We start from the raw sequence: 24191 nt of genomic DNA on the forward strand, positions 1-24191 counted from the left end.
GATACAATGACGCTACGTTGACCTTTGTCGTGCCCGCTTTGGATTTCGAGACGCCGCCGCTGCTCACTATCGATGCCGTGAAACCGAGCCAGGACCGGTCCGTGCCGTCAGGTACGGCGATTCGCCTGGGTGGCCAATGGACCGCGCTTTCGCTGGCGCTGGATCAGCGGCGCGGTGGCATCGCGGCCAAGCTGCGCACGATGCGCGACGCGGCGGCCCGAGCCGACACGCTGTGGGACCTGTCGCCAATTCAGCAGCTGGACCATGTCGGCGCACAGGCGCTGTGGCAGATCTGGGGACGGCGCTTGCCGCCCGGCATCAGCTTGACCGGTACGCAGCGTGAGATCTTCAACCGGATCACGCTGCTTGAGGCAACGCGTGAACCGGCCGAGCCGGCGGCGGCAATCGATCCGATCACACGGCTCGGGCTCGCTATGTTCGATTTTGCCGGGCACCTGCGCGACGGCATCATACTGCTCGGTGGCCTGGTGATGGACGGCGGCAGGCTGCTGCGTGACCCGCGCCGCATCCCGTGGCGCGAGATCTCCGCAAACGTCTACGCGGCCGGCGCGCAGGCACTGCCGATCACCGCGCTGGTCGCATTCCTAATCGGCATCGTACTGTCGTATTTGTCCGCACAGCAACTGAGGTTGTTCGGCGCGAACGCCTACATCGTCAACATCCTCGGGCTGTCGATTATTCGGGAGCTTGGCCCGTTGCTGGCGGCGATTCTCGTGGCCGGCCGCTCCGGCTCGGCGATCACCGCGCAGCTGGGCGTGATGCGCGTGACCGAGGAGCTGGACGCAATGCGCGTGATGGGGATCTCGCATGGGCTACGGCTGATTTTTCCGCGGGTGATCGCGCTGGGTGTCGCGATGCCGCTGCTCGTGATGTGGACCGACGCGATCGCGCTGACCGGCGGGATGTTGGCCGCGCAATTGGTGCTCAATATCGACATAAGCTTCTTCATCCGTTCGTTGCCGAACGTGGTGCCGGTGGCGAATTTGTACATCGGCTTGGGCAAGGGCGTGGCGTTCGGCATGCTGATCGCGCTGGTCGGTTGCCACTTCGGCTTGCGCATCAAGCCCAATTCGCAAAGCCTGGGTGAGGGAACGACCACGTCGGTCGTGTCCTCGATCACGGTCGTGATCCTAGCCGACGCGGTGTTTGCGATCATGTTCCAACGGATCGGGTTGTCGTGAGGCGCGCATGATCCAACCGCACGCGCTGACCTCGATGGCCCTCGCACACGGCGCACCGCCGGTGGCCGAGCCTGTTATCGAGGTGACCGACCTGACCAAGCGCTATGGCCGCACGGTGGTCCACGAGCACCTGGACCTGGAGGTGCGGCGCGGCGAGATCGTATCGCTGGTCGGTGGTTCCGGCTCCGGCAAGACGACGCTGATCCGGCAGATTCTCGGGCTTGAGGCGCCAAGTTCGGGCACGATCCGCATCTTCGGCGAGGATACCGCGAAGATGAGCGAGCACGCGGCCCGATTGCTGCGCAGCCGCTCGGGTATGTTGTTCCAGCATGGCGCGCTGTTTTCCGCGATGACGGTCTTCGACAACATCGCGCAGCCATTGCGCGAATTGGGCAAGATCCCGCCGGCGCTGTTGTCGGATATCGTCATGCTGAAGCTCGAAATGGTCGGGCTGTCGGGCCGGCACGCAACCAAAATGCCGGCCGCGCTGTCCGGTGGGATGGTCAAGCGCGTGGGCATTGCGCGCGCGTTAGCGTTGGAGCCGGAACTGCTGTTCCTGGACGAACCGACTGCCGGCCTGGATCCCCAGGCCTCGGAGGAGTTCGTCGAGTTGATTGCGACGCTGCATCGCGCGCTCGGCCTGACGGTGGTGATGGTCACGCACGACCTGGACACGATGGTGTCGTTGTCCACGCGCGTGGCGGTGCTGGCCAATCGCAAGGTGATCGTCGCGGCGCCGCTCGAGCAGGTCGCCGGCGTCGACCACCCGTTCATCCGCGAGTATTTTTTGGGCATGCGCGGCCGTCGTGCACTACAGGCGCTGCCAGCGTCGCGCCGTGCCAAGCTGCCGGCGGACGCGCTCGAGCCGATACCCGACGACGCATTGCTCGAAGTCGAGCACGCCGCTAGGCGCGGGCATCGCGGCGAACATTGCCGACCGGGCGTTGGCGTTGAGGGAAGCTGAGATGGAAAACAAGTCACATGCATTCTGGGCCGGGCTGTTTACGATCGTGCTGCTGGCGGCGATCGCGCTGACGATCGCGTGGTTTAGCATGGATCGCACCGAGCGCGTCCCGTATGACCTGGTCGCCACGACGAATGTAACCGGCTTGCGCGCCGACGCGGCGGTGCGCTATCGCGGACTGGCGGTCGGCAAGGTGCAGAACATTCACTTCGACACGCACCGCCCCGGCCGGATCGTGATCCGGATCCTCGTGGACAAGCGCGTGCCGTTGACCAACTCGAGCTTCGCGTCGCTCGGTTTTCAGGGCGTGACCGGACTGGGCTTTATCCAGCTGGATGATACCGGCGACGATCCGCACCCCCTTAGCTCGTCCGACGAGAACGTCGCGCAGATTCCGATGCGGCCTGGCTTGTTCGACGATCTGCAGCGGCGTGGCGTGGCCTTGCTCAATCAAATGGAGAGGATCGCGGTCAACCTGCAGCAAATGACCGACGAGCCGAACCGTCGGCAATACTTGGCTGCCGCGCGCAGTATCCAGGATGCGGCCAGCGGTGTGGCTGCGCTCACGCAGCGCCTGGAGCCGGTGACACGCAAGCTGCCGGACACGATCGACGAGCTGAACCGGACGATGGGTTCGGTCAACATGCTGACGACCAGCCTGTCCAATCCTAATGGGCCAGTTGCGGCCAATCTGAACCGGGTGGGCCAGGCGGCCGAGCAGGTGGGTGTGGCATTGGCGCAGCTTAATACGTCGATGCAGGAGCTGACCGCGCGAGTCGGCTACGAGACGTTGCCTCGCGTGAATTCGCTGGCCGACGACGTCAGGCAGGCCATGCGGTCGGTCAACAGCGCGGCAGGCGCGATCAACGCGAATCCGCGCGCACTACTGTTCGGTGCACCGTCGCCCGAGCCCGGGCCCGGCGAGCCGGGTTTCTCGTGGTCGACCGGCTCCCCGCACTGACGCGCGCACGTTGCCGCACTGCACGGCGGGCGTCCATTCGACAAGGATTATCGATGTCATCACGTATTATTGGTTCGCTTGCGGTGTTGCTGGGTGCGTTCACGTTCGACGGATGCGGCACGGCTGGACACCGCGCGTCGCCGGTGGCCCATCGCTACGATCTCGGCGCGCCGGCCATGGCGGTGTACCCCGGTCCCATGAGCCCGAACGGGGCGGCATCTCGCGCCGGCGCCGCGTCGCCGGCGTTCGGTCCGTTTAAGCTGGTTGACATGGGCGCGCCGGCGGGCTTGGATTCGGACGGCATCGTCTACCGGCTCGCCTATGCGCACGCGCAGCAGCTGCGCACTTACACGTCGAACCGCTGGACCGCGACGCCGGCACAGTTGCTGACACAACGTTTGCGCGCACTGCTCGGCGCACGCGGCGCGGTGGTCTCGCCCGGCGACCCGGTGTCGGCGCCGGTGTTGAGGGTCGAGTTGCTGGACTTCGAGCAGATCTTCGACAAGCCCGGCGCGAGCCGTGGCGTTGTCGCGTTGCGTGCGACGTTGCTGCGGCGGGGCGGACAGTTCATGCAGGCGACGTTCCGCGCTGATGTGCCGGCGCCGTCCGCCGATGCGATCGGCGGCGTGCGCGCCCTCGCGCAGGCCAGCGACGTTGCGCTGTCGCAGCTAGTTGACTGGCTGGCCAGTCAGCCGGCGCTCGCGCGCTGAGCGACGGGGGCGCACGGCGTGCCGGCTGCCCCGTCGTTATAATCGACTCAATGCCGATGGCGGGACCGCTTTCCAATGACTTCTTTTTATCAGCACCATGTTTTCTTCTGCTTGAACCAGCGCGATCCGGGCGACCGCCCGAGTTGCGCAAACTGCGGTTCGCAAGCGATGCAGGAATACGCGAAACGGCGTATCAAGGCGCTGGGCCTTGCCGGCGAGGGCAAGGTGCGCATCAACAAGGCCGGGTGCCTGGATCGGTGCGAGCTTGGTCCTGTGCTGGTCGTGTACCCCGATGCGACGTGGTACACCTATGTCGACGAAGCGGATATCGACGAGATTATCGATTCGCATCTGGTCGGCGGCCGGATCGTCGAGCGCCTGGTGATCGACGCGCCGCGCGGCGAGGTGTGACCGGATGAACGCGCAAACGCAGAAGTATCGGATCGACGGTCCGGTCGGCAAGATCGAGATCGCGATCGATCGTCCGGATCGTGGCGACGCGGGGGGCGAGCCACGCGGGCTGGCGTTGGTTGCACATCCGCATCCGCTGTTCGGCGGCTCGTTAGACAACAAGGTCGCGCAGACACTGGCGCGCACGTTGGTGCAACTTGGCTACGTGGCGGTGCGACCGAACTTCCGCGGTGTCGGTGCCACCGAAGGCGAGCATGATGACGGGCACGGCGAGCAGGATGACCTGATTGCGGTGATCGACCACGCGCGCATGCTGCCGGGGCTGGCCGGTGTGCCGCTGGTGCTGGCGGGTTTCTCGTTCGGCACATTCGTGCTGTCACACGTGGCGCAGCGACTGCGCGAACACGGTGACGCGATCGAGCGCATGGTATTCGTCGGGACCGCGGCGAGCCGTTGGCAGGTCGCTGACGTGCCGCTCGACACCCTCGTGATTCACGGCGAACTCGACGATACGGTGCCGATTGCGTCAGTCTACGATTGGGCGCGGCCGCAGGAACTGCCGGTCGTGGTGATCCCAGGCGCCGAGCATTTTTTCCATCGCAAGCTGCACATCCTGAAGCGGGTGATTGCCGAGCGCTGGCGCGTATAATGGGTGCCGCGTCGCTGCCGCCGCACAGGCGGGTGGCGCATCACCTGTGCCGAGCCGCTTCCCGAATTCCCCCGTTTAACGTCGATTCGATTGCTATGCGTTTGACCTTTGTCCCGACCGTTGCCGCCCGCGCAGCAACGCTCGCGTGCGTGCTGCCTGCCGCACTCGCCGCTTCCGCTCTGATTGTTCCCGCCGACGCGCTCGCGCAAGTGCCGCCTCCGGCTGTCAATGCACGCTCGTGGGTGCTCGTCGATGCCAGCAGCGCGCAGACGCTTGCGTCGGCCAATGCCGACGAGCGGGTCGAACCCGCTTCGCTGACCAAGTTGATGACCGCGTACTTGGTGTTCGATGCGTTGAAGACTAAGAAGATCTCGATGGACCAGACCGTGATCCCGAGCGAGGCGGTGCGTCGCGTGCGCACGGACGAGTCGCGTATGTTCATCGAGGCGAACAAGCCAGTGACCGTGCACGACCTGGTGTACGGGATGATCGTGCAGTCGGGTAACGACGCGGCGATCGCACTGGCCGAACTCGTTGGCGGTAGCGAAGCGCACTTCGTGCAGATGATGAACGAGGCGGCGCAGAAGCTGGGCATGAAGAACACGCATTACACCGACGTGAATGGCATGCCGAATCCCCAGCACTACACGAGCGCGGCCGACCTGGCCGTGCTGTCAGCGCACCTGATTCGGGACTATCCTGAGTATTATTCGATCTTCGCGGTTAAGGATTTTACGTACAACAAGATCAAGCAGCCGAACCGCAACCGACTACTGTGGATCGACCCGACCGTGGACGGGGTTAAGACCGGCCATACGAAGGCGGCCGGCTACTGCCTGATTGCCAGCGCGAAACGGCCGCTGCCGGGGGTGCCGGACGCGTCGCGCCGGCTGGTGAGCGTGATGATGGGCGAGCCCAAGGAGCACGATCGCACGCAGGACAGCCTGAAGATGCTGAACTACGGCTACGCGGCGTATGACACGCTGCGCCTGTACAAAGCCAACCAGGTCATCGATTCGCCGCGCGTGTACAAAGGCCTGCAGAACGCGGTGCCGGTCGGCGTCAAGAGCGACCAGTACATCACGGTTCCGAGGGGGGTGAGCGACAAGATCAAGCCGGTGCTCGAGCGCCATGGTCAGCTGGTCGGCCCGATCGCCGACGGGCAGGTGGTGGGCACGGTGAAGGTCGTCGCCGACGGCAAGGTACTGACGCAGTTCCCGGCCGTGGCGCTGCAGGCCGTGCCGCAGGCCGGCATCTTCGGGCGCTTGTGGGATTCGGCGCTGCTGACGCTGGCCAAGAAGTAAGCCGAGGATAAGGCGATCGGCCGCCAAGGCCAGCGCGCCCCGCGCGGGTGCGTTGCATGAAACCGAGGATTGAAGGAACGCTGTTATGAACTCATCCAACGAATCGCTGCTGCAGTTTCCGTGCGACTTCCCGATCAAGGTGATGGGCAAGGCGCACCCGCAGTTCCAGCAAGTCATCGTTGAGGTGATTCGGCAATTCGATTTCGAGTTCGACGACAGCCGGGTCCAGAGTCGGCCGTCCAACGGCGGCAACTACGTCGGCCTTACGGTGACTGTGCGTGCGACCAGCCGTGCGCAACTCGATGACCTCTACCGGGCGCTGACCGGGCACCCAATGGTGAAGGTCGTGCTATGACGACCGGGCGAGCGTTGTGCGCGGATAATCGCCGCGCGTGGCGCGCCGTCGCGATGCAGCACGGCGCCCAGTGCAGCCATCGCGCGGCTGGACCCGTGACGCGTTGTGTGGCGCCGATGTGCGCTGATGTAGCGTTGATGTAGCGCTTTACGCGGCGGCCGCGGATAAGGGGACGCCGCTCGGGCATTGCGCGTACAGGGCGCGAAAGCGCCCGGCCTCCTCGTGCAGCCATTCGCGCAACACCGTGACCCGGCGTGTCTCCAGCAGCGGTGGCGGACAGACGAACCAGTACGTTCCTGGGCTGGGGCCGTCTATGTCGAATAGCCGCACGAGCCGACCGTTGATCACCTCTTGCATCGCCAGCGAGCGGCGCACCAGCGCAATGCCCTGTCCCTCCAGCGCGGCTTGCAGCAGCATCGACGAGTCCTGGTATAGCACCCCGCGCCGCGGCTCGCTCCAGCCGCTCAGACCCGCCGCCTGGAACCATGGACCCCACATCTCGTCGTCGTTGCGCAGCAGCGTCAGGCCGGCCAGGTCGGCCGGCGTTTTCGGCAGCCGGCCGCCGTTGAAGCCGGGCGTGCATACGGGGAAAAACACCTCGTCGAGCAACGGCTCGACGAACAACCCCGGATAGTTGCCGCCGCCAAAACGCAGCGCAACGTCGACATCATCCCGGTTGAAGTGCGTGATCGCGTTGGTGGACAGCAGCTCGACGTCGATTTCCGGGTGCCGCTCGATGAAGCGTCCGATCCGCGGCGTCATCCAGCGTGCGGCAAACGGCGGCAGCACGCTGATTACGAGCCGGCGTTGCCGGTCACCGGCGCGAACCGCATCGGTGGCCGCGGCAATGTCGAACAGGGCGGCGCGCACCTGGGCCGCATAGCGGCGCCCGCAGTCGGTCAACGCGACCCGCTTGCCATCACGCTTGAACAGCGGCATGCCGAGTTCGGCCTCCAGCGCGCGGATCTGATGGCTGATCGCGCTGTGCGTCACGAACAGTTCCTGCGCGGCGCACGAAAAGCTCTCGAGCCGGGCCGCGGCTTCAAAAGCCTTCAACGTGCCTAGGTTGGGCAATTGACGCAGGTCCATGGCGGTTCCTCTTCGATACGTGGCGGGCGTCGCGGCGCCGGCTGTGCTTGTTAATTATGCTCACAAGCCGGCGAAAAAACATCGTTTTGCGCCGTGGCCGGCCATCGCTACGATTCTAGTTATCCCGGCGCATTCCGGGCGTGGGCAGGAGCGTACGATGAAACCCCTTTATTCAAGCATCACGTTCGAGGTTCAGCCCGGGCAGACCGTGCCATTGCGCGTGAGCCGGGGCGTGGCGCTCACCATCGAAGGCGAGCGCGTTTGGATCACCCGCAGCGCGGACGAGCACGACTATTGGGTGGCCCCGGGCGAATCGCTGTCGCTGCGGCCCGGCGAGTTGATGTGGCTCGGCACCGAAGGCATGCGCACGGCGCGGGTGACCGTGGCCCTGCGCCCTCACTATGCCCAACGCGTTGTGTCATGGTGGTCGCGACGGCTGTCCGCCAGCCGGTTCAGCTGGCATACCGGATGGCTGTCAGTCTGATCGTCGCAGGTACGGGCGGGCGGCCCCGCTTTTCGGTAAACTGACGGGATCATGCCCGCGCCGTCATTTGAATTTAGCACCGAGCCTGTCGCGTTGGCGGCGATGTCCAACGATGTCGTCGTGCGCTGGCGTGGCCTCGAGCCCTACGAAGCTAGCTTCGACGCGATGCGCGCGTTCACCGCCGCACGCACGCCGCCCACTACGGATGAAATCTGGCTGGTTGAGCACCCGCCGGTCTACACGCTGGGCCAAGCTGGCGATCCGGCCCATCTGCTGGCCGCGCATAACGGTATCGCGCTGGTCCCGGTCGATCGCGGCGGGCAGATCACCTACCACGGGCCGGGCCAAGTCGTCGCGTACCTGCTGGTCGACCTGCGGCGCCGCCGGCTATGGGTTCGTGACCTGGTGACGCGCATCGAGCAGGCGGTGATCGACACGCTGGCAGCGTATAATCTAGTCGGTGAGCGCCGGGCCGGCGCGCCAGGCATCTATATCGCCGCCGGATTCGCGCATCGCCATGCCGGTGCGAAGATCGCAGCGCTTGGCCTGAAAATCCGCAATGGCTGTTCGTATCATGGCGTGAGCCTTAACGTGCGGATGGATCTGCAGCCGTTCCGCGATATCAACCCATGTGGCTACGTCGGTCTCGAAACGATCGACATGGCTTCGCTCGGCGTGTCGGCGCACTGGCACGACGTGGCACGAACGCTCGCCGAACGGCTGACCGGCAACCTGCCGCCGGTTGCCGTCGCCGCATCACCCGATGCAGCACGCGAAAGGGGCAACCCCGTGGCTGGCTGAGCAGGATGCGGCCGCCACTGCACTGGATTTCGACATGACGACTGCTGTTCCCGACCCATCCGCCACCCTCGTCGCCTCTGCGGCGCACGCTTCTTCCGCCACCTACGATCCGAGCGCGAAGCAGAAGGCCCAGGCCAAGACCTCGCGGATCCCGATCAAGGTCGTGCCGATTGAGAAGCTGAAGAAGCCGGATTGGATCCGCGTGAAGGCCGCGACCGGCAACTCCCGCTTTTACGAGATCAAGCAGATTCTGCGCGAGCACAACCTGTACACGGTTTGCGAAGAAGCCAGTTGCCCGAATATCGGCGAATGCTTTGGCAAGGGGACGGCGACATTTATGATCATGGGCGACAAGTGCACGCGCCGTTGCCCATTCTGCGACGTCGGGCATGGGCGACCGGATCCGCTGGACGCCGACGAGCCGGTGAACTTGGCGCGTACCATCGCCGCGCTCAAGCTGCGCTACGTCGTGATCACCAGCGTGGACCGCGACGACTTGCGCGATGGCGGCGCCGGGCATTTTGTTGAGTGTATCCGGCAGGTGCGGGAGCTGTCGCCGCAAACCCGGGTCGAGATCCTGACGCCGGACTTCCGGGGCCGGCTGGACCGCGCGCTGACCATTCTCAACGCAGCGCCGCCGGACGTGATGAACCACAATCTCGAAACCGTGCCACGACTATACAAAGAAGCGCGTCCAGGCTCCGACTACGCACACTCATTGAAGCTGTTGAAGGACTTCAAGGCGCTGCATCCGGACGTCGCGACCAAGTCGGGGTTGATGGTCGGGCTCGGCGAAACCGAGGAGGAGATCTTACAGGTCATGCGCGACTTGCGGGCGCACGATGTCGACATGCTGACGATCGGCCAGTACCTGCAACCCTCGGAGCACCATTTGCCGGTGCGCGCCTACGTGCATCCGGACATCTTCAAGATGTACGAGCGAGAAGCCTATGCGATGGGTTTCACGCACGCGGCCGTCGGCGCAATGGTGCGCTCTAGCTATCACGCGGACGTACAGGCGCAGGGCGCGGGCGTCATCGCGAGCTGAAGCAGCGGGCGCCGTCGCCGGCGGAGGGCGCGGGCGACGGCGCGAACCGAGAGAGGGGGCTGGGCCACCAGGACGCAGAACCTGCGACGGCCCGTCGCCCGGCCTCGGCCGAGGTGGGTCGTCTCGGGCAGCGCCAGTCGGCCTCGTCTGGTGGCTCACGCCGGCTTTGCCGTCTGGTCTCGCCAGCGTTGGCCGGTCCCCATCGGGTTGCCAACGCTGGCCTATCGTCAGGTTGCCGACGTTGGCCTATCGTCCAGGCTGCCGACGTAGGCCTGTCGCGTCAGGCTGCCAGCGCTTTTTCCAGCAACTGGTCGAGTTCTGCGAATTGCGGCGGACCGACATAACGTTTTAGGATCTGGCCGTCGCGGCCGATCACGAACGTGGTCGGTGTCAACTGGACGTTGCCAAACTGTTTGGCGGCGGAACCATCGTCCATCGCCACCTTGAACGGCAGTTGCCGCGTTTGCGCATAGTTGGCCACGTACATCGGTGGATCGTATTGCATCGCGACGGCAACGAATTCGAGACCCTTGCCCTTGAACCGGTTATACGTGTCGACCATCTGCGGCATTTCCTTCACGCACGTGTCGCAACTAGTCGCCCAGAAGCTGACCAGATAGACCTTGCCCTTCAGGTCCTCGGTGGTCAGCTTCTGACCGGACAGCAGCGTGAAGCTCGCAACGGGTGCCTGCTTGTGCGTACCAAAAGCGAAATACGCACCGACGGCCAGCGCGATGGCGACAAGCGCGGCTGCGATCCATGAGTGGGATGGGCGGGAAGTGGCGGACTGGCTCATCGGCGTTTTTTCGGCTGATACGACGCCGGTGGCGTCGCTGGATAGCGTGACAACGATAGCCGACATTCTATCGCTGATTCGCGGCACCCGTGAGGCGGGCATGCCCGCTGCGGCCTGATCGGCGCATTGGCGATAATTGTCGTTTTTGCGTTATGCCGCGCCGATCTCCGGCCGTGGCCGTGCGACGGGGGCTGGTTCAATGTTAAACCGACGTTTATGCTGGTTGATATGGGCTATTTCGCTACTGATAAACGCTTGTTCGCCACAATTTGACTGGCGCACGGTGCGCAACGACGAGGGCCACTATACGGTGATGCTGCCGGCCAAGCCGTTGCTTGACGAGCGAGTGCTTACGATCGCCGGACACGCGCTGAAGATGCAGATGCAAACGGCGACGGTCGGCGACGCGATGTTCGCCGTTGGGGTCGTGACGCTTCCCGCCGACGATCCCGCGCTTCGTGCGCAAGTGCTCACGTACCTGCAAAACGGTCTGGCGCGCAACGTCGGGGCGCAGCCCATGTTGCACGTGGTCCGGAGTCCGGGCAGCCATGACGCCGGGGGTGAAACGCGCATCGCGATGGATGTGGCCGGTCCGGTAGCCCATATGCAAACACAGGAGCAGCGCGCGATCCACGCGCAGTTTGTTGCGCGTGATCGGCACGTGTACCAGGCGGCGGTTGTGTCCAGGCGCAATCTCGATGCAGTGCAGCTGGAACAGTTCTTTGCGTCGTTAACGGTGGATTGAGGCCTGATCTTTTCAATATCTGGAGCATCCTTGTAATTGCGCTGCGCACCTATGTTCATTTTTCAAATGAGCTATGGACACTAACCACACGATTCTTATTGGTTTTTAATGCTGTCCACATGCCCTGTGGATAACTTTGTTGAAAAGTACCCGGGTCGCGGCTCGGGAGCACGCTGCGACGTCACGCGTAGAGGGGGTAATGTGATGTCAGACAGTTCATGCATTTCTTTTATTTTCATGGAGTTGCGATAAACCGTCGGAGATCTGCCGGATTCGGCCCAGAAGCGGTGCCGCTATCAAAACAGGTGTGCATAAGTCAAGGGTTGTTTTCTCTCGAAGGTTAGCTGTCGGGCTAAATTCTCACATGCCGGTGCGCCCGGGCGGGCTATGTGCCCGCATGCGACCGGCGTGCGGCTGTGAGTCGCGGCCAGGATCAGACCGTGATCGACGCGCGCCGGTATTGCACCGCCTCGCCGACGTGGGCAGCGAGCACGTCATCGCTCAGATCAAGGTCGGCGATGGTGCGCGCAACGCGGCGCACCTTGTCGAAGGCACGCCCCGACCACCCCAGGCGCTCGCCGCAGATCTGCAGTAACGCTTCGCTGCGAGGATCGAGTGGGCACCAGCGATTGAGGTCCTCGGCATTTAACGCGCAATTGGCCTTATGCTGGCGTGCCAACTGACGTTCGCGCGCGTGCCGCACACGCGCCGCGACCACGTGGCTCGCTTCGCCGCGCGCGCCGGTGCGGCGGGCAAGCTTGGCGGCCGACAGCGAAGGCACGTCGATGACGATGTCGATCCGATCGAGCAGTGGTCCGGACAGCCTGCCGACATAGCGGGCGATCTGGTCGGGCGTGCATCGGCACCGCCCTAGCGGATCGCCACGCAAGCCGCAAGGGCATGGGTTCATCGCGGCAACCAGTTGACATGCGGCGGGAAAGTCGGTTTGCGCAGCAGCCCGAGAAATCGTGATCTTGCCCGTTTCGAGCGGCTCGCGAAGGGTCTCCAGCACCGCGCGGCTGAACTCGGGCAGCTCATCGAGGAACAGTACGCCCAGGTGCGCCAGCGTGATTTCGCCGGGCCGCGGCGGGTTGTAGCCGCCGACCAGCGCGGCGGCGCTCGCACTGTGATGCGGCGCGCGAAACGGACGGCGCCGCCAGTCTGCCGCCGTGAAGCCACGGCCGCTGGCGGACAGCAGCATTGCACAGGCCAGCGCGTCATCGTCCGACATCGGTGGCAGTATGCCCGGCAGACGTTGCGCCAGCATCGACTTGCCGGCGCCCGGCGGTCCCACCATCAGCATGTGATGCGAGCCGGCGGCGGCGATCTCCAGCGCCCGGCGCGCGGCAGGTTGGCCGATCACATCGGCCATATCCGGTGCGGGTTGCGCGGGTACGGCGACACCGCACGGCTGCGCGCGTTCGATGCGCGCCTCGGGCTTGCCCTTCAGATGTGCGACGAGCGCGGCCAGGTCGGCGGCCCCGTACACGGCCACGCCTGGCGCCAGCGCGGCTTCCGCCGCATTGTCCAACGGCACGTACAGTTCCGGGCATGCCGCGTCGGGGCCAGCCTGTCTCGCGGTGCCGCACGCCATCGCGAACGCACCCCGGACCGGCCGCAGCGTGCCGCTGAGCGACAATTCGCCGGCGAACTCGCGGCCGGTCAGTGCATCGCACGGCAATTGCCCGCTCGCGGCCAGGATGCCCAGTGCGATCGGCAAATCGAAGCGCCCGGATTCCTTCGGTAAGTCCGCCGGGGCCAGATTGACGGTGATTCGCCGCACGGGCACGTCGAAACCGCAATGGGCCAATGCGGCCCGCACCCGCTCACGGCTCTCACGCACTTCCAGGTCAGGCAGCCCGACGATCGCAAACGACGGCAGGCCGTTCGCCAAATGGACTTCGACAGTGACTTCGGGCGCGAGCGCGTGCAACGGCGCGCGGCTGCGGACCACGGCTAGCGACATGGCTTATCCTTGCGGCACGTCGCCGCCGATCGGGATGTCCCGGAGCTTGCGCGCCTATACGCTGTCCGCGCGCGCGGACAGCTTCTGCTCGAGTTCGGCCACACGCCGCTCCAGTTCCTCGAGCCTGAGCCGGGTGCGGGCCAGCACTTGGGCCTGGGTGTCGAATTCCTCGCGCGTGACCAGGTCCAGCTTGGAGAAGCCTTGCGACAGCATCGCCTTGACGTTGCGCTCGACATCCTTCGCCGGCGAGTTTTTCAGCATTTCGCTGAAGCGGGCCTGCAAATCGTTGAACACGTCGTTTGGCTGTTTCATCGTTATCCCTCAATCTAAAATGTGGCACAAAGCCAGCGCATTACTCCTGGCTGCCGCCATCGCAGCGCGATGCACGGCGCGCATCGTCGCACGAATGCACGGCTTTGGTGCAAAATCGGCCAGAAGCCTGTTTTTGGCGCAGCTCACCGCGGGCGGTTTGGGTGCGTGCCAGCCCGGTCGCACAGCCGATGGAAAGACTCTAGCACGTCCGACACGCCGCGTTGCCACGGTGAGTGCGGCGTTGACCATCCGGTCGAGTCTTGCTGGGCGCAGTGTCCGCGATGCACCATCGTTGACACTTTCAAGCCGTTGCAGTTCGTAGGCGCAGCATACGGCATGATCATTGCTATAAGTGGCCCCAGCGCAAGAAGCCAGTCACCGAGGGGGGGCGATGAAACTCATTACCGCAATCATTAAGCCGTTCAAGCTGGACGAAGCACGTGAGGCACTGTCGGCGATCGGCGTCTCGGGCATTACGGTGACCGAGGTCAAGGGCTTTGGTCGCCAAAAAGGGCATACCGAGCTGTATCGCGGCGCCGAGTATGTCGTTGACTTTCTGCCTAAAGTCAAGATCGAGGCCGCCGTGGCCGAGGACGTCGTCGAGCAGGCGATCGAGGCGATCGAGTGTGCGGCGCGTACCGGCAAGATTGGTGACGGCAAGATTTTTGTCACGCCGATCGAGCAGGTGATCCGCATTCGTACTGGGGAGACGGGCGCCGACGCGCTTTGACGCAAAGTGCTGGGGCCGCGCAGCGCCTGCAAACGAATTCGAATGAAGGGCAAGGAACAAGAGGAACCACTATGCGTAAGACTTTGAGGACGTTCCTGATAGTCGTATTGCTGTTGGCGGCCGGCATCGGGCTCTCGGCGTCGGCGTTGGCCGACGGCGCGTCGGGTGCTGTTGCAGCGTCCGCGCCCGAGTCGAGCGCGACGGATACGGCCCATACCGCCAGTGCGGCGCCGGCCCCGACCCCGAGCTCGGTGACGGCGCCGGTGGCGGCCGAGGCTGAAGCGTCGAGTGCCGCGCCAGCCATGGGCGCTAGCGCCGAGCAGGCGGTCAGCGCGCCCGCTGCACCGACGGCACCGGTGATGCTTGACGCATCGAAGATCAACGCCGGCGACACCGCATGGATGCTGACCTCCACGGCACTCGTGCTGTTCATGACGATCCCAGGGCTCGCGCTGTTCTACGGCGGTATGGTGCGCAAGAAAAACGTACTCGCGACCCTGATGCAGAGCTTTGCGATCACCTGTCTGGTGACGATCATCTGGGTGGTGCTCGGCTACAGCTTGGCCTTCACGCCCGGTAACGCGTTCATCGGCGGGTTCTCACGCGTGCTGCTGTCGGGCATGAGCTTCGTCAAGGGTGATAAGGGCGTCACGCTGACAGTGAGCCATCTGGCCACGACGATCCCCGAATCGGTCTACATGACCTACCAGATGACTTTTGCGATCATCACGCCGGCATTGATCTGTGGTGCGTTCGCGGACCGGATGAAATTTTCGGCGATGCTGGTGTTCATGGCCCTGTGGTCGATCTTGGTGTACCCGCCGATCGCGCATATGGTGTGGGAGCCGACCGGCTGGCTGTCCGCAGCAGGCATCCTTGACTTTGCCGGCGGCACGGTTGTGCATATCAACGCAGGTATCGCCGGGTTAGTCTGCTCGCTGGTGTTGGGCAAGCGCGTCGGCTACGGCCGCGAGGCGATGGCGCCGCACAATCTAGTGCTGACGCTGGTCGGTGCGGCGATGTTGTGGGTGGGCTGGTTTGGCTTCAACGCGGGCTCGGCGCTCGCCGCCGACGGCCGCGCCGGTTTCGCGATGGTGACCACGCAGGCCGCCACGGCGGCCGCGGCGCTCGCGTGGATGTTCGCGGAATGGATTGGCAAAGGCAAACCGTCCGTGTTGGGCATTGCATCCGGCGCGGTGGCAGGTCTGGTCGCGGTGACACCCGCATCCGGCTTCGTCGGCGTATCGGGCGCGCTGAGCATTGGCATCGTGGCCGGCATGCTGTGCTTTCTGTCGGCGACATGGCTCAAGAACAAGCTTGGCTATGACGATTCGCTCGATGCATTCGGCGTACACGGCGTGGGCGGAATCATCGGTGCGGTTCTCACCGGCGTGTTCGCGCTCAAGGATATCGGCGGCGCCGACGGTAGCGTGATCCTGCAGCTTAAGGGCGTGGCCACCACGCTGATCTACAGCGGCCTCGTTTCGTTCATCCTGCTTAAGATCATCGACGCGGTCATCGGCCTGCGCGTGACCGAGGAGGAAGAACGTGAGGGACTGGATGTGGTGCTTCACGGCGAGCACGTCGAATGAACCTGCGGCGTGCCCGGCGGGCAGCAGGCACGCCGTGGCAGGCCAGTCGCGCAATAGCGAGAAGCGGCACAGCGTTTGACCCGCCGCGAAGCGGGTCTTTTTATATCCGGTTCCCGCCATTGAATGTCAGCCATGAACTTCAGCCGTATCGAGCAGCATTGGCCCTGTATTGAGTAGTATTTGAGCTGCGTCGAACGGTATTAAACTGCATAGAGCGGTAACTCGGGCCGCATCGAGCGGTAGTCACCCTGTCGTCAGAGCGGGTAGGGGCAGTGCGCGGCGATGCTGACGCGGACCTTGCAACGTGGCAAAACACCCCCACCTAAACGAAGCAACCCTCTACAATCGTTTTTTTGAGCCTGTAAGCCTCGAGTTTCTATGGTTCCGCACCTCGTCACCGCGCTCAATGGTCCACTGCTCGACTTGGAGCGGCGGATTCTGGACGCCACGCCCGCGATAGAGCGCTGGTTCCGCCTCGAATGGCAGGAGCACACGCCACCGTTCTATTGCTCGGTGGACCTGCGCAATGCCGGCTTCAAGCTTGCGCCGGTCGATACGAACCTGTTTCCGGGCGGTTTCAACAACCTGCCCCTCGAAGTGCTGCCGCTCGCCGTGCAAGCTGCGATGGCGGCCATCGAGAAGATCTGCCCGGACGCGAAGAATCTGCTGCTGATCCCGGAGCGCCATACGCGCAACGCGTTCTACCTGGACAACCTGGCGCGGCTCGTCACGATTATGCGCCAAGCGGGTCTGAACGTGCGGCTGGGCACGCTGGACGAAACCGTCACCGAGCCTGTTACGCTGCCTCTGCCTGGCGGTCAGGCTCTGGTGGTCGAGCCGCTGGAGCGCTCGGCACGCCGTCTCGGGTTGAAGAACTTCGATCCCTGCTCGATCTTGTTGAACAACGACCTGTCGGCCGGGGTCCCGCCTGTGCTGGAGAACCTGCACGAGCAGTTTCTGCTGCCGCCGCTGCATGCCGGATGGGCGGTGCGGCGCAAATCGAACCACTTCGGCTGCTACGATGAGGTGGCCAAGAAGTTCTCCAAGTTCATTGGCGTCGACCCGTGGATGCTCAATCCATACTTCACTCGCGTGTCGGACATCGATTTCACCGAGCGCTCGCATGACGAGGCGCTGGCCGATGCGGTCGACGCGGTGCTGAAGAAGGTGGCGAAGAAGTACCGCGAGTACGGGATCGAGGATCGGCCGTACGTGGTGATCAAGGCCGATGCTGGCACCTATGGGATGGGCTTGCTGACCGTGCACGACGCATCGGAGCTTGCCGGGCTGAATAAGCGCGAGCGCAACCGGATGGCGGTCGTCAAGGAAGGGATGCAGGTGCACGACGTCATTGTCCAGGAAGGCGTGCAGACGTTCGAGCACGTGAACGAGGCGGTGGCCGAGCCGGTCGTCTACATGATCGATCGCTATGTGGTCGGCGGCTTCTATCGCGTCCATGCGGGTCGTGCGCCGAATCAGAACCTGAACGCGCCGGGCATGCACTTCGTGCCGCTGGCCTTTGAGCATACGGCGCTGCCGGACGTGCACGCCAAGCCCGGTGCCGCGCCGCCGAACCGCTTCTACATGTACGGCGTTGTTGCCCGCCTGGCACTGCTGGCCGCATCGGTCGAATTGGAGAAGACCGACCCCGAGGCGATCCTCGTGTGACCCGCTGGCGCACGCGAGCACCCGCTGCGCGATAATGCACGCTGGATAGCTGCTTGCCGCCGGAACGCCCCATGGACATTCTCTTTATTGCCGACCCACTGCCGCAGTTCAAGATCTATAAGGACACGACGTACGCGATGATGGCCGAGGCCGCGCGCCGCGGGCATGTGCTTTATGCATGCGAGCCGCGGCACCTCGCGTATGCGGGCGGCGGCGTCGAGGCCACGGTACGGCGTTTCTCGATTGTGGGCGATTACACGAACCCGGGCCAGTGGTACGACGCGGAACTCGCGGAGAATCGCGGCCTGGGCACGTTCGGCGCGGTGCTGATGCGCAAGGACCCACCGTTCGACATGGAGTATGTGACATCGACCTGGCTGTTGGAGATCGCCGAGCGGCACGGTGCACGCATCTTCAACAAGCCGCGCGCGATCCGCGACCACTCCGAGAAGATGGCGATCGGCGAGTTCGCGCGGTTCACTGCGCCCACCCTGGTCACGCGCGACGCGGTACGGCTGCGGTCATTCCATGGCGAGCACCGCGACGTGATCTTCAAGCCGTTGGATGGCATGGGTGGCATGGGCGTGTTTCGGATACGCGAGGACGGCATGAACCTGGGTTCGACGATCGAGATGCTCAGCGACAATGGCGCGCGCACCGTGATGGCGCAGCGGTATATCCCGCAGATCAAGGACGGCGACAAGCGGATCCTGCTGATCGGCGGGGAACCGGTGCCCTATTCGCTGGCGCGAATCCCGCAAGGCGCCGAGATCCGCGGCAACCTGGCCACTGGTGGGGTGGGCCGCGCGCAGCCGCTGACGTCGCGTGACCGCGAGATTGCCACGGCGCTCGGCCCGGTGTTGGCCGAGCGCGGCCTGCTGCTGGTCGGCCTGGACGCGATCGGCGATTGGCTCACGGAGGTCAACGTGACGAGTCCGACATGTTTTCGCGAGATCACCGAACAAACAGGGTTCGATGTCGCGGCGATGTTCGTCGACGCGCTGGAGCGCGCGGTTGGCTAACACGGGGTCGGGACGATCTGTGCCAGCCTGATAAACTATTGAAGTTCATGGCGATTTTGACGCAGGCTGACATGGCTGGCATCTTGATCATTGCCCACGCGCCACTGGCATCGGCGTTGCGGGATTGTGTCGCGCATTTCTACGGTAGCCTGCCGCCGCGCATCGACGTGCTGGACGTGACACCGGATTGCGACCCAGTGGCGGCGCTGGCCAACGCGCACGCACAACTGCAGCAGGTGACTGACCACAATGGTGCACTGGTATTGACTGACATGTTCGGTGCGACACCGGCCAACATTGCGGCCCAACTGGCGGCATTGCCGCACGTGCGGGTGGTGGCCGGCGTCAATCTGCCGATGTTGGTGCGCGCGGTGTGCTACCGGACGTTGCCGATCGACACGTTGGCGGACAAGGCGCTGCAAGGCGGTGTGAAGGGCATCCATGGCGTCGTGCCGGGCACGCCTGCCACAGCGGCCTGTCTGCCGTGCGCTGAAATGGCGTCGGCCGCCCACGGGAGCGCGTTGCCGCCGTGCAGCGCTGATCTGCCGGCAGATCCCGCGACGAGCGTGCCGTGCGGCCCGACGGGCTGAGCGGCAGGCGCGCGTGCCGCACTGAGCCTGCGCCCGCCCGATGCAGGCTCTCCATCGTTTCAATCCCAACCAGAACATGATTCAAAAAGAAGCAACGATCGTTAATAAATTAGGGCTCCATGCACGGGCGTCGGCTAAGCTGACGCAACTGGCTGGCAGCTTTCGGTGCGAGATCTGGATGGCGCGCAACGGCCGACGGATCAACGCAAAGAGCATCATGGGGGTCATGATGCTCGCGGCGGGTATCGGCAGCACGATCACCATCGAGACCGAGGGCCCCGACGAACAGGCGGCGATGGATGCGATCCTCGCGCTGATCGCGGACAAGTTCGGCGAAGGTCAGTAACGCCAAACAATCGGTGCTGGCGGCCAGGTAGTGTTGACGCGTGCCGCGATCCCTGCTGCGACATCGCGGCGCATTGCCCGATGCCGCATCGCGGGCTGCGGCCAAACAGGGCAGAACCTATAATGGGCGTGACGGTCTGAGGCTGCGTCAGACATTTGCCGGGCAGACGTGGTGGCGCCCAGCGCGGGTTTGTTGACCACGCGCGTCCGACGCCCCCCAATTGCCCAAACACAACTAGAGGAGGTGCGCGTGTCGTTCACGCTGCATGGAATCCCTGTATCTCGAGGCATCGCGATCGGCCGCGCGTACCTGATTGCGCCTGCCGCGCTGGACGTTGCCCATTATTTAGTCGAGCCCGATCATGTCGAGGCCGAGGTGGCCCGCTTCGTCGCGGCGCAGCGGGCTGTCCACGACGAACTCGATACGTTGCGTGCCGAGCTGCCGGCGGATGCGCCCAGCGAGATGGGCGCGTTCCTTAACGTCCACACACTGATCCTGCACGACGAGATGCTGGTCGAGGCGGTAATCGAACTGATTCGTGTGCGGCGCTACAACGCCGAATGGGCGCTCACCGAGCAGCTGGAGCGCCTGGCCAAGCACTTTGACGACATCGACGACGAGTACCTGCGCGAGCGCAAGGCAGACCTGGAGCAGGTCGTCGAGCGCGTGCTTAAGGCGTTGGCCGGATCACCGGCGACTGCCGTGATGGCCAACGGCGCGCGGCGCGACATCGATGAGATGATTGTGGTCGCGCACGATATTGCGCCGGCCGACATGCTGCAATTCAAGACGCAGACGTTTCGTGGGTTTGTCACGGACCTGGGCGGGCGCACGTCGCATACTGCGATCGTCGCGCGCAGCCTGGGCATCCCAGCGGCGGTGGGCATGCAGCACGCAAGCTCGCTGATTCGGCAGGACGACATGATCATCGTCGACGGCGACCGTGGCGTGGTGATCGTCGACCCGGCGCCGATCGTGCTGGAGGAGTATACATACCGACAAAGCGAAAAGCTGCTTGAGCAACGCAAGCTGCAGCGGCTGAAGTTTTCGCCGACGCAGACCGTATGCGGCACAAAGATCGATCTGCTGGCGAATATCGAGCTGCCGGACGATGCACGCGCCGCGCTGGACGCCGGCGCAGTCGGCGTCGGGCTGTTCCGCACCGAATTCCTGTTCATGAACCCGCGTGGCGAGTTGCCGGAAGAGGAACAGCAATTCGACGCGTATCGACGCGTCGTGCAGACAATGAACGGCTTGCCGGTGACGATCCGCACAATCGACGTTGGCGCCGACAAACCGCTCGATTCGCGCGACGAGTTCGAGACAGCGTCCAACCCGGCGCTTGGGTTGCGTGCGATCCGCTGGAGCCTGTCTGAGCCGCAGATGTTTCTCACGCAGTTGCGGGCCATCCTGCGTGCCTCGGCGTTTGGACCCGTGAAGATTCTCGTGCCGATGCTCGCCCATGCGTGCGAGATCGACCAGACGCTGGACCTGATCGCGCAGGCCAAGCACCAGCTTGACGATGCGGGCCTGGCATACGATCCGAACGTGCGGGTCGGCGCGATGATCGAGATCCCGGCTGCCGTGATCGCGCTGCCTCTGTTCCTGAAGCGCCTCGACTTCCTGTCGATCGGCACCAACGACCTGATTCAATACACATTGGCGATTGATCGCGCGGACAACGCGGTCGCGCATTTATATGACCCGCTGCATCCCGCGGTACTGCAACTGATCGGCATGACACTGCGCGAAACCAGGCGAGCCGGCGTGCCGGTGTCGGTGTGCGGGGAAATGGCCGGCGATCCGGCACTGACGCGACTGCTGCTCGGGATGGGGCTGACCGAGTTCTCGATGCATCCGAGCCAGTTGCTGCTGGTCAAGCAGGAGGTGCTGCGCGCGCAGTTGAAAAGTCTGGAAAAGCCGGTCGAGGACGTCCTGGCGTCATACGAGCCGGAAGAAATCCAGGCAGCGCTCGACCGGTTGCTGCAGGCGTAACGCGGTGGCGCGTTACGGCGCGGTGTCAGCGCCGCGATGCGGCACGCCACAAACCAGGCAATCGGCTTGGCGGCCGATACGCATCGTCTGCCAGTCCATCGTCATCGCGTCGAGCATCATCAGCCGTCCGACCAGCGTACGCCCGATCCCTGCGATCACGCGCAGCGCCTCGGCCGCTTGCATCGCGCCGATGATGCCGACCAACGGGGAGAACACGCCCATCGTCGAGCATGCGACTGCATCGAACGGCTGGTCCGGCGCGAACACGCACGCATAGCATGGTGAGGCCGGATCGCGCGCATCGAACGTACTGATCTGCCCGTCAAAGCGCAACGCCGCGCCGGATACCAGCGGCACACGATGCCGGACGCATGCGCGGTTCACCGCATGACGGGTCGCGAAATTGTCGCTGCAATCGAGCACGAGGTCGGCGTGCAGCACCCATTGCTGTAGCAGCGTATCGTCCGCGCGCGCGTTGATCGCGTTCACGCGTACGTCGGGATTGAGGCGTGTGAGCGTTGCGCGTCCCGACGCGACCTTGGCCTGCCCGATGGTATCGCTCGAATGCAGGATCTGTCGTTGTAGGTTGGTCAGCTCGACGGTGTCGGCATCGACCAACGTCAGCGTACCGATGCCCGCTGCACCAAGGTACATCGCGGCCGGCGAACCAAGGCCGCCGGCCCCGATAATCAACACGTGCGCGTCCAGAAAGCGCTGCTGTGCCTCAATACCGATTTCGTCGAGCAGGATGTGGCGCGAATAGCGCAGCAGTTGGTCGTCGTTCATTGCAGCATTCGTCGGAGTTCGCGCGCGGCATGTCGGCCACATCACCGCTAGCGCGTGCGATGCCGGCCGATAACGCGCGCCTGGGGTCTAGCGTGGCGCGGACGCACCGGCGGGCGCCAATGCCGGGGTATTGTCGGTACCCGGCACCGCGGGTAAAGCGGGCTTCACCGCGATCGGCGCGGACGCAGAGCGGGGCGGCTTATTCGCGGCCATCTTGCGCTCGGTCAGCGACTTGGAGACTTGCACCGGTTCGCCCTTGAGCTGGTGCATCGCCTGCTGCAGCATGAAGTCATCGCTGCTGCCGAATTCGATCGGTGGACGGCTGCGTTCCTTCTCGCGCTGTTCCTGCGTCTTCTTTGAATTCTGCTCCTCAAGCTGACGCAATTGATTGAGCCGGTTCTGCTCGCGCTTTTCCTGCTCGGCCTTCTCGTTCGGGTCCTGCGTATTGGCCAGGTGATTCGAATAATCGACCTCGCGCGTGACTAGGGCATCGTCCGGATCGCCGTCCGCGAACTGGTCAACTGGGATGTCAGGACGGATACCCTTATTCTGGATCGAACGGCCGCTCGGCGTATAGTAGTACGCGGTTGTTAGGCGCAGCGCGGTGTCGGCGGTCATCGGACGTACCGTCTGCACCGACCCCTTGCCGAACGTAGTCTTGCCCATGATCAGCGCGCGATGTTGGTCCTGCAGTGCGCCGGAGACAATTTCGGAGGCTGACGCCGAGTACGCGTTGACCAGCACCACCATCGGCACCGTCTTGTAGATCGCGGGCAGGTTCTTCAGCGGGTCGCTGCCGAAGGTCGATAACCGATAGTTGTCGAACGTGTCGCGATAGGTCTGCTTGGCATCGGCGATCTGGCCATTGGTCGATACGACCACGGAATCCGGCGGCAGGAACGCGCCGGCCACGCCGACCGCGCTTTGCAGTAGACCACCGCCGTTGTTGCGCAGGTCTAGAATCAGGCCCTTGAGCTGCGGTTGCTGGCGTGCAATGTCTGTGAGCTTGGCCGCCAAGTCGGGCACTGTGCGCTCTTGGAAGCTCGTGATACGCACCCACGCATAGCCCGGCTGTACAATTTTGGCCTTCACGCTCTGGACTTTGATCACCGCGCGGGTGACGGTGATCGGGAACGTGCGCTCGTCGCTCTTGCGATAGATGGTCAACGTGACCTTGGTGCCCGGCTCGCCGCGCATCTGCTTGACCGCCCGATCCAGTGTCATGCCGCGCACCGGCTTGTCGTTGACCCGCGTAATCAAGTCGCCCGAGCGGATGCCGGCGCGAAACGCCGGCGTATCCTCGATCGGCGAGATGACTTTCACCAGGCCGTCCTCTTGCGAGATTTCGATGCCCAGCCCTGCGAAGCGCCCTTTGGTTTGTTCCTGCAGTTCTTGATAGTCAGTCTTGTCCAGGTACGATGAGTGTGGATCCAGGCTCGACACCATGCCCTTGATCGCCGCGGTCAACAGCTTCTTGTCATCGACCGGTTCGACGTACTCGTGCTTGATCTGGCCGAATACCTCGGCGAACAGCCGCAACTGGTCTAGCGGCAGTGGTGCGGTCATGCTGGTCTCGGCGGATGCCGAGAATTGGAGCGTGGCGAACATGCCGGTCGCGAGGCCGGCGGCGATCAGACCTGCGTTCTTCAGAGTCTTGCGCATAAA

Annotated in this window: 25 protein-coding genes; 19 read left to right on the forward strand and 6 right to left on the reverse strand. The window is 64.1% G+C overall.

The window, feature by feature from the left end:
* Positions 1 to 38: 38 nt before the first annotated feature.
* The 8 genes from B0O95_RS02860 (at position 39) to B0O95_RS02895 (ending at position 6556) form a co-directional block, all read left to right on the forward strand.
* Positions 39 to 1202: an MlaE family ABC transporter permease gene (locus tag B0O95_RS02860; RefSeq protein ID WP_370641799.1), complete on the forward strand. Its 1164-nt coding sequence runs from the start codon at positions 39 to 41 to the stop codon at positions 1200 to 1202.
* Between the two features lie 34 nt (positions 1203 to 1236).
* Positions 1237 to 2166 (forward strand): ABC transporter ATP-binding protein, encoded by a 930-nt coding sequence (locus tag B0O95_RS02865; RefSeq protein ID WP_233203067.1) that lies wholly within the window; start codon positions 1237 to 1239, stop codon positions 2164 to 2166.
* Position 2167: 1 nt separating this feature from the next.
* Positions 2168 to 3127: an MlaD family protein gene (locus B0O95_RS02870; RefSeq protein WP_104076526.1), complete on the forward strand. Its 960-nt coding sequence runs from the start codon at positions 2168 to 2170 to the stop codon at positions 3125 to 3127.
* A 53-nt stretch (positions 3128 to 3180) separates the two neighbouring features.
* Positions 3181 to 3837, forward strand: coding sequence for an ABC-type transport auxiliary lipoprotein family protein (locus B0O95_RS02875; RefSeq protein WP_104076527.1), 657 nt, complete (start codon positions 3181 to 3183; stop codon positions 3835 to 3837).
* Between the two features lie 75 nt (positions 3838 to 3912).
* Positions 3913 to 4248, forward strand: a complete 336-nt coding sequence (locus B0O95_RS02880; protein ID WP_104076528.1) for a (2Fe-2S) ferredoxin domain-containing protein — start codon at positions 3913 to 3915, stop codon at positions 4246 to 4248.
* A gap of 4 nt (positions 4249 to 4252) precedes the next feature.
* Positions 4253 to 4897, forward strand: coding sequence for an alpha/beta hydrolase (locus B0O95_RS02885; RefSeq protein WP_104076529.1), 645 nt, complete (start codon positions 4253 to 4255; stop codon positions 4895 to 4897).
* Positions 4898 to 4992: 95 nt separating this feature from the next.
* The gene (locus B0O95_RS02890) at positions 4993 to 6201 is read left to right on the forward strand and encodes a D-alanyl-D-alanine carboxypeptidase family protein (protein WP_104076530.1); all 1209 of its coding nucleotides are present in this window, start codon (positions 4993 to 4995) and stop codon (positions 6199 to 6201) included.
* An 85-nt stretch (positions 6202 to 6286) separates the two neighbouring features.
* Complete coding sequence (locus tag B0O95_RS02895; RefSeq protein WP_104076531.1) at positions 6287 to 6556, forward strand: HP0495 family protein; 270 nt, start codon at positions 6287 to 6289, stop codon at positions 6554 to 6556.
* Positions 6557 to 6703: 147 nt separating this feature from the next.
* Here B0O95_RS02895 and B0O95_RS02900 read toward each other — a convergent pair whose 3' ends face one another.
* Entirely contained in the window at positions 6704 to 7645 is a 942-nt protein-coding gene (locus B0O95_RS02900; protein ID WP_104076532.1) for a transcriptional regulator GcvA, read from the reverse strand.
* Between the two features lie 157 nt (positions 7646 to 7802).
* Here B0O95_RS02900 and B0O95_RS02905 point away from each other — a divergent pair, with 157 nt between their 5' ends.
* From B0O95_RS02905 to lipA, 3 genes are all read left to right on the forward strand, one after another.
* Complete coding sequence (locus tag B0O95_RS02905) at positions 7803 to 8129, forward strand: DUF2917 domain-containing protein (RefSeq protein WP_158249441.1); 327 nt, start codon at positions 7803 to 7805, stop codon at positions 8127 to 8129.
* Between the two features lie 102 nt (positions 8130 to 8231).
* Positions 8232 to 8930: a lipoyl(octanoyl) transferase LipB gene (gene lipB, locus B0O95_RS02910; RefSeq protein ID WP_233203068.1), complete on the forward strand. Its 699-nt coding sequence runs from the start codon at positions 8232 to 8234 to the stop codon at positions 8928 to 8930.
* Between the two features lie 34 nt (positions 8931 to 8964).
* A complete protein-coding gene (gene lipA / locus B0O95_RS02915; protein WP_104076623.1) occupies positions 8965 to 9978 on the forward strand; it encodes a lipoyl synthase in 1014 nt (337 codons plus the stop codon).
* 280 nt (positions 9979 to 10258) lie between these two features.
* Here lipA and B0O95_RS02920 read toward each other — a convergent pair whose 3' ends face one another.
* Positions 10259 to 10774: a TlpA disulfide reductase family protein gene (locus tag B0O95_RS02920; protein ID WP_104076624.1), complete on the reverse strand. Its 516-nt coding sequence runs from the start codon at positions 10772 to 10774 to the stop codon at positions 10259 to 10261.
* Between the two features lie 283 nt (positions 10775 to 11057).
* On the opposite strand from B0O95_RS02920, the gene B0O95_RS02925 reads away from it, so the two are divergent.
* Positions 11058 to 11519: a hypothetical protein gene (locus B0O95_RS02925; RefSeq protein ID WP_233203057.1), complete on the forward strand. Its 462-nt coding sequence runs from the start codon at positions 11058 to 11060 to the stop codon at positions 11517 to 11519.
* Between the two features lie 433 nt (positions 11520 to 11952).
* On the opposite strand, the gene B0O95_RS02930 is transcribed toward B0O95_RS02925, so the two are convergent.
* Together B0O95_RS02930 and B0O95_RS02935 are read right to left on the reverse strand one after the other, a co-directional pair.
* Positions 11953 to 13485 (reverse strand): YifB family Mg chelatase-like AAA ATPase, encoded by a 1533-nt coding sequence (locus tag B0O95_RS02930; protein ID WP_104076535.1) that lies wholly within the window; start codon positions 13483 to 13485, stop codon positions 11953 to 11955.
* 54 nt (positions 13486 to 13539) lie between these two features.
* Positions 13540 to 13797, reverse strand: a complete 258-nt coding sequence (locus B0O95_RS02935) for an accessory factor UbiK family protein (protein WP_104076536.1) — start codon at positions 13795 to 13797, stop codon at positions 13540 to 13542.
* A gap of 391 nt (positions 13798 to 14188) precedes the next feature.
* On the opposite strand from B0O95_RS02935, the gene B0O95_RS02940 reads away from it, so the two are divergent.
* The 7 genes from B0O95_RS02940 (at position 14189) to ptsP (ending at position 21740) form a co-directional block, all read left to right on the forward strand.
* Positions 14189 to 14527: a P-II family nitrogen regulator gene (locus tag B0O95_RS02940; protein WP_104076537.1), complete on the forward strand. Its 339-nt coding sequence runs from the start codon at positions 14189 to 14191 to the stop codon at positions 14525 to 14527.
* Between the two features lie 71 nt (positions 14528 to 14598).
* On the forward strand, positions 14599 to 16119 hold the full coding sequence (locus tag B0O95_RS02945) for an ammonium transporter (RefSeq protein ID WP_104076538.1): 1521 nt from the start codon (positions 14599 to 14601) through the stop codon (positions 16117 to 16119).
* A 378-nt stretch (positions 16120 to 16497) separates the two neighbouring features.
* The gene (gene gshA / locus B0O95_RS02950; RefSeq protein WP_104076539.1) at positions 16498 to 17787 is read left to right on the forward strand and encodes a glutamate--cysteine ligase; all 1290 of its coding nucleotides are present in this window, start codon (positions 16498 to 16500) and stop codon (positions 17785 to 17787) included.
* Between the two features lie 71 nt (positions 17788 to 17858).
* Positions 17859 to 18809, forward strand: coding sequence for a glutathione synthase (gene gshB, locus B0O95_RS02955; protein ID WP_104076540.1), 951 nt, complete (start codon positions 17859 to 17861; stop codon positions 18807 to 18809).
* Between the two features lie 71 nt (positions 18810 to 18880).
* A complete protein-coding gene (locus tag B0O95_RS02960; RefSeq protein ID WP_199180419.1) occupies positions 18881 to 19399 on the forward strand; it encodes a PTS sugar transporter subunit IIA in 519 nt (172 codons plus the stop codon).
* Positions 19400 to 19475: 76 nt separating this feature from the next.
* Positions 19476 to 19745 (forward strand): HPr family phosphocarrier protein, encoded by a 270-nt coding sequence (locus tag B0O95_RS02965; protein ID WP_076787634.1) that lies wholly within the window; start codon positions 19476 to 19478, stop codon positions 19743 to 19745.
* A gap of 249 nt (positions 19746 to 19994) precedes the next feature.
* Complete coding sequence (ptsP, locus tag B0O95_RS02970) at positions 19995 to 21740, forward strand: phosphoenolpyruvate--protein phosphotransferase (RefSeq protein WP_104076626.1); 1746 nt, start codon at positions 19995 to 19997, stop codon at positions 21738 to 21740.
* 12 nt (positions 21741 to 21752) lie between these two features.
* Here the strand turns inward: ptsP and B0O95_RS02975 are convergent, their stop codons facing one another.
* The gene (locus B0O95_RS02975) at positions 21753 to 22526 is read right to left on the reverse strand and encodes a HesA/MoeB/ThiF family protein (protein WP_104076542.1); all 774 of its coding nucleotides are present in this window, start codon (positions 22524 to 22526) and stop codon (positions 21753 to 21755) included.
* Between the two features lie 87 nt (positions 22527 to 22613).
* A complete protein-coding gene (locus B0O95_RS02980) occupies positions 22614 to 24188 on the reverse strand; it encodes a S41 family peptidase (protein WP_104076543.1) in 1575 nt (524 codons plus the stop codon).
* Positions 24189 to 24191 lie beyond the last annotated feature (3 nt).

The organism is Mycetohabitans endofungorum (assembly GCF_002927045.1).
GTDB classification, from domain to species: domain Bacteria; phylum Pseudomonadota; class Gammaproteobacteria; order Burkholderiales; family Burkholderiaceae; genus Mycetohabitans; species Mycetohabitans endofungorum.

Excerpts from the sequence above, each read along its gene's own strand:
- B0O95_RS02975 (WP_104076542.1), bottom strand. The coding sequence starts at position 22,526 with ATGAACGACGACCAACTGCTGCGCTATTCGCGCCACATCCTGCTCGAC.
- B0O95_RS02940 (WP_104076537.1), top strand. The coding sequence starts at position 14,189 with ATGAAACTCATTACCGCAATCATTAAGCCGTTCAAGCTGGACGAAGCA.
- B0O95_RS02905 (WP_158249441.1), top strand. The coding sequence starts at position 7,803 with ATGAAACCCCTTTATTCAAGCATCACGTTCGAGGTTCAGCCCGGGCAG.
- B0O95_RS02930 (WP_104076535.1), bottom strand. The coding sequence starts at position 13,485 with ATGTCGCTAGCCGTGGTCCGCAGCCGCGCGCCGTTGCACGCGCTCGCG.
- gshA (WP_104076539.1), top strand. The coding sequence starts at position 16,498 with ATGGTTCCGCACCTCGTCACCGCGCTCAATGGTCCACTGCTCGACTTG.
- B0O95_RS02900 (WP_104076532.1), bottom strand. The coding sequence starts at position 7,645 with ATGGACCTGCGTCAATTGCCCAACCTAGGCACGTTGAAGGCTTTTGAA.
- B0O95_RS02980 (WP_104076543.1), bottom strand. The coding sequence starts at position 24,188 with ATGCGCAAGACTCTGAAGAACGCAGGTCTGATCGCCGCCGGCCTCGCG.
- B0O95_RS02920 (WP_104076624.1), bottom strand. The coding sequence starts at position 10,774 with ATGAGCCAGTCCGCCACTTCCCGCCCATCCCACTCATGGATCGCAGCC.
- B0O95_RS02865 (WP_233203067.1), top strand. The coding sequence starts at position 1,237 with ATGGCCCTCGCACACGGCGCACCGCCGGTGGCCGAGCCTGTTATCGAG.
- B0O95_RS02935 (WP_104076536.1), bottom strand. The coding sequence starts at position 13,797 with ATGAAACAGCCAAACGACGTGTTCAACGATTTGCAGGCCCGCTTCAGC.
- B0O95_RS02890 (WP_104076530.1), top strand. The coding sequence starts at position 4,993 with ATGCGTTTGACCTTTGTCCCGACCGTTGCCGCCCGCGCAGCAACGCTC.
- B0O95_RS02875 (WP_104076527.1), top strand. The coding sequence starts at position 3,181 with ATGTCATCACGTATTATTGGTTCGCTTGCGGTGTTGCTGGGTGCGTTC.
- lipB (WP_233203068.1), top strand. The coding sequence starts at position 8,232 with ATGTCCAACGATGTCGTCGTGCGCTGGCGTGGCCTCGAGCCCTACGAA.
- B0O95_RS02895 (WP_104076531.1), top strand. The coding sequence starts at position 6,287 with ATGAACTCATCCAACGAATCGCTGCTGCAGTTTCCGTGCGACTTCCCG.
- B0O95_RS02870 (WP_104076526.1), top strand. The coding sequence starts at position 2,168 with ATGGAAAACAAGTCACATGCATTCTGGGCCGGGCTGTTTACGATCGTG.
- lipA (WP_104076623.1), top strand. The coding sequence starts at position 8,965 with ATGACGACTGCTGTTCCCGACCCATCCGCCACCCTCGTCGCCTCTGCG.
- B0O95_RS02885 (WP_104076529.1), top strand. The coding sequence starts at position 4,253 with ATGAACGCGCAAACGCAGAAGTATCGGATCGACGGTCCGGTCGGCAAG.
- B0O95_RS02880 (WP_104076528.1), top strand. The coding sequence starts at position 3,913 with ATGACTTCTTTTTATCAGCACCATGTTTTCTTCTGCTTGAACCAGCGC.
- B0O95_RS02945 (WP_104076538.1), top strand. The coding sequence starts at position 14,599 with ATGCGTAAGACTTTGAGGACGTTCCTGATAGTCGTATTGCTGTTGGCG.
- B0O95_RS02965 (WP_076787634.1), top strand. The coding sequence starts at position 19,476 with ATGATTCAAAAAGAAGCAACGATCGTTAATAAATTAGGGCTCCATGCA.
- gshB (WP_104076540.1), top strand. The coding sequence starts at position 17,859 with ATGGACATTCTCTTTATTGCCGACCCACTGCCGCAGTTCAAGATCTAT.
- B0O95_RS02960 (WP_199180419.1), top strand. The coding sequence starts at position 18,881 with ATGGCTGGCATCTTGATCATTGCCCACGCGCCACTGGCATCGGCGTTG.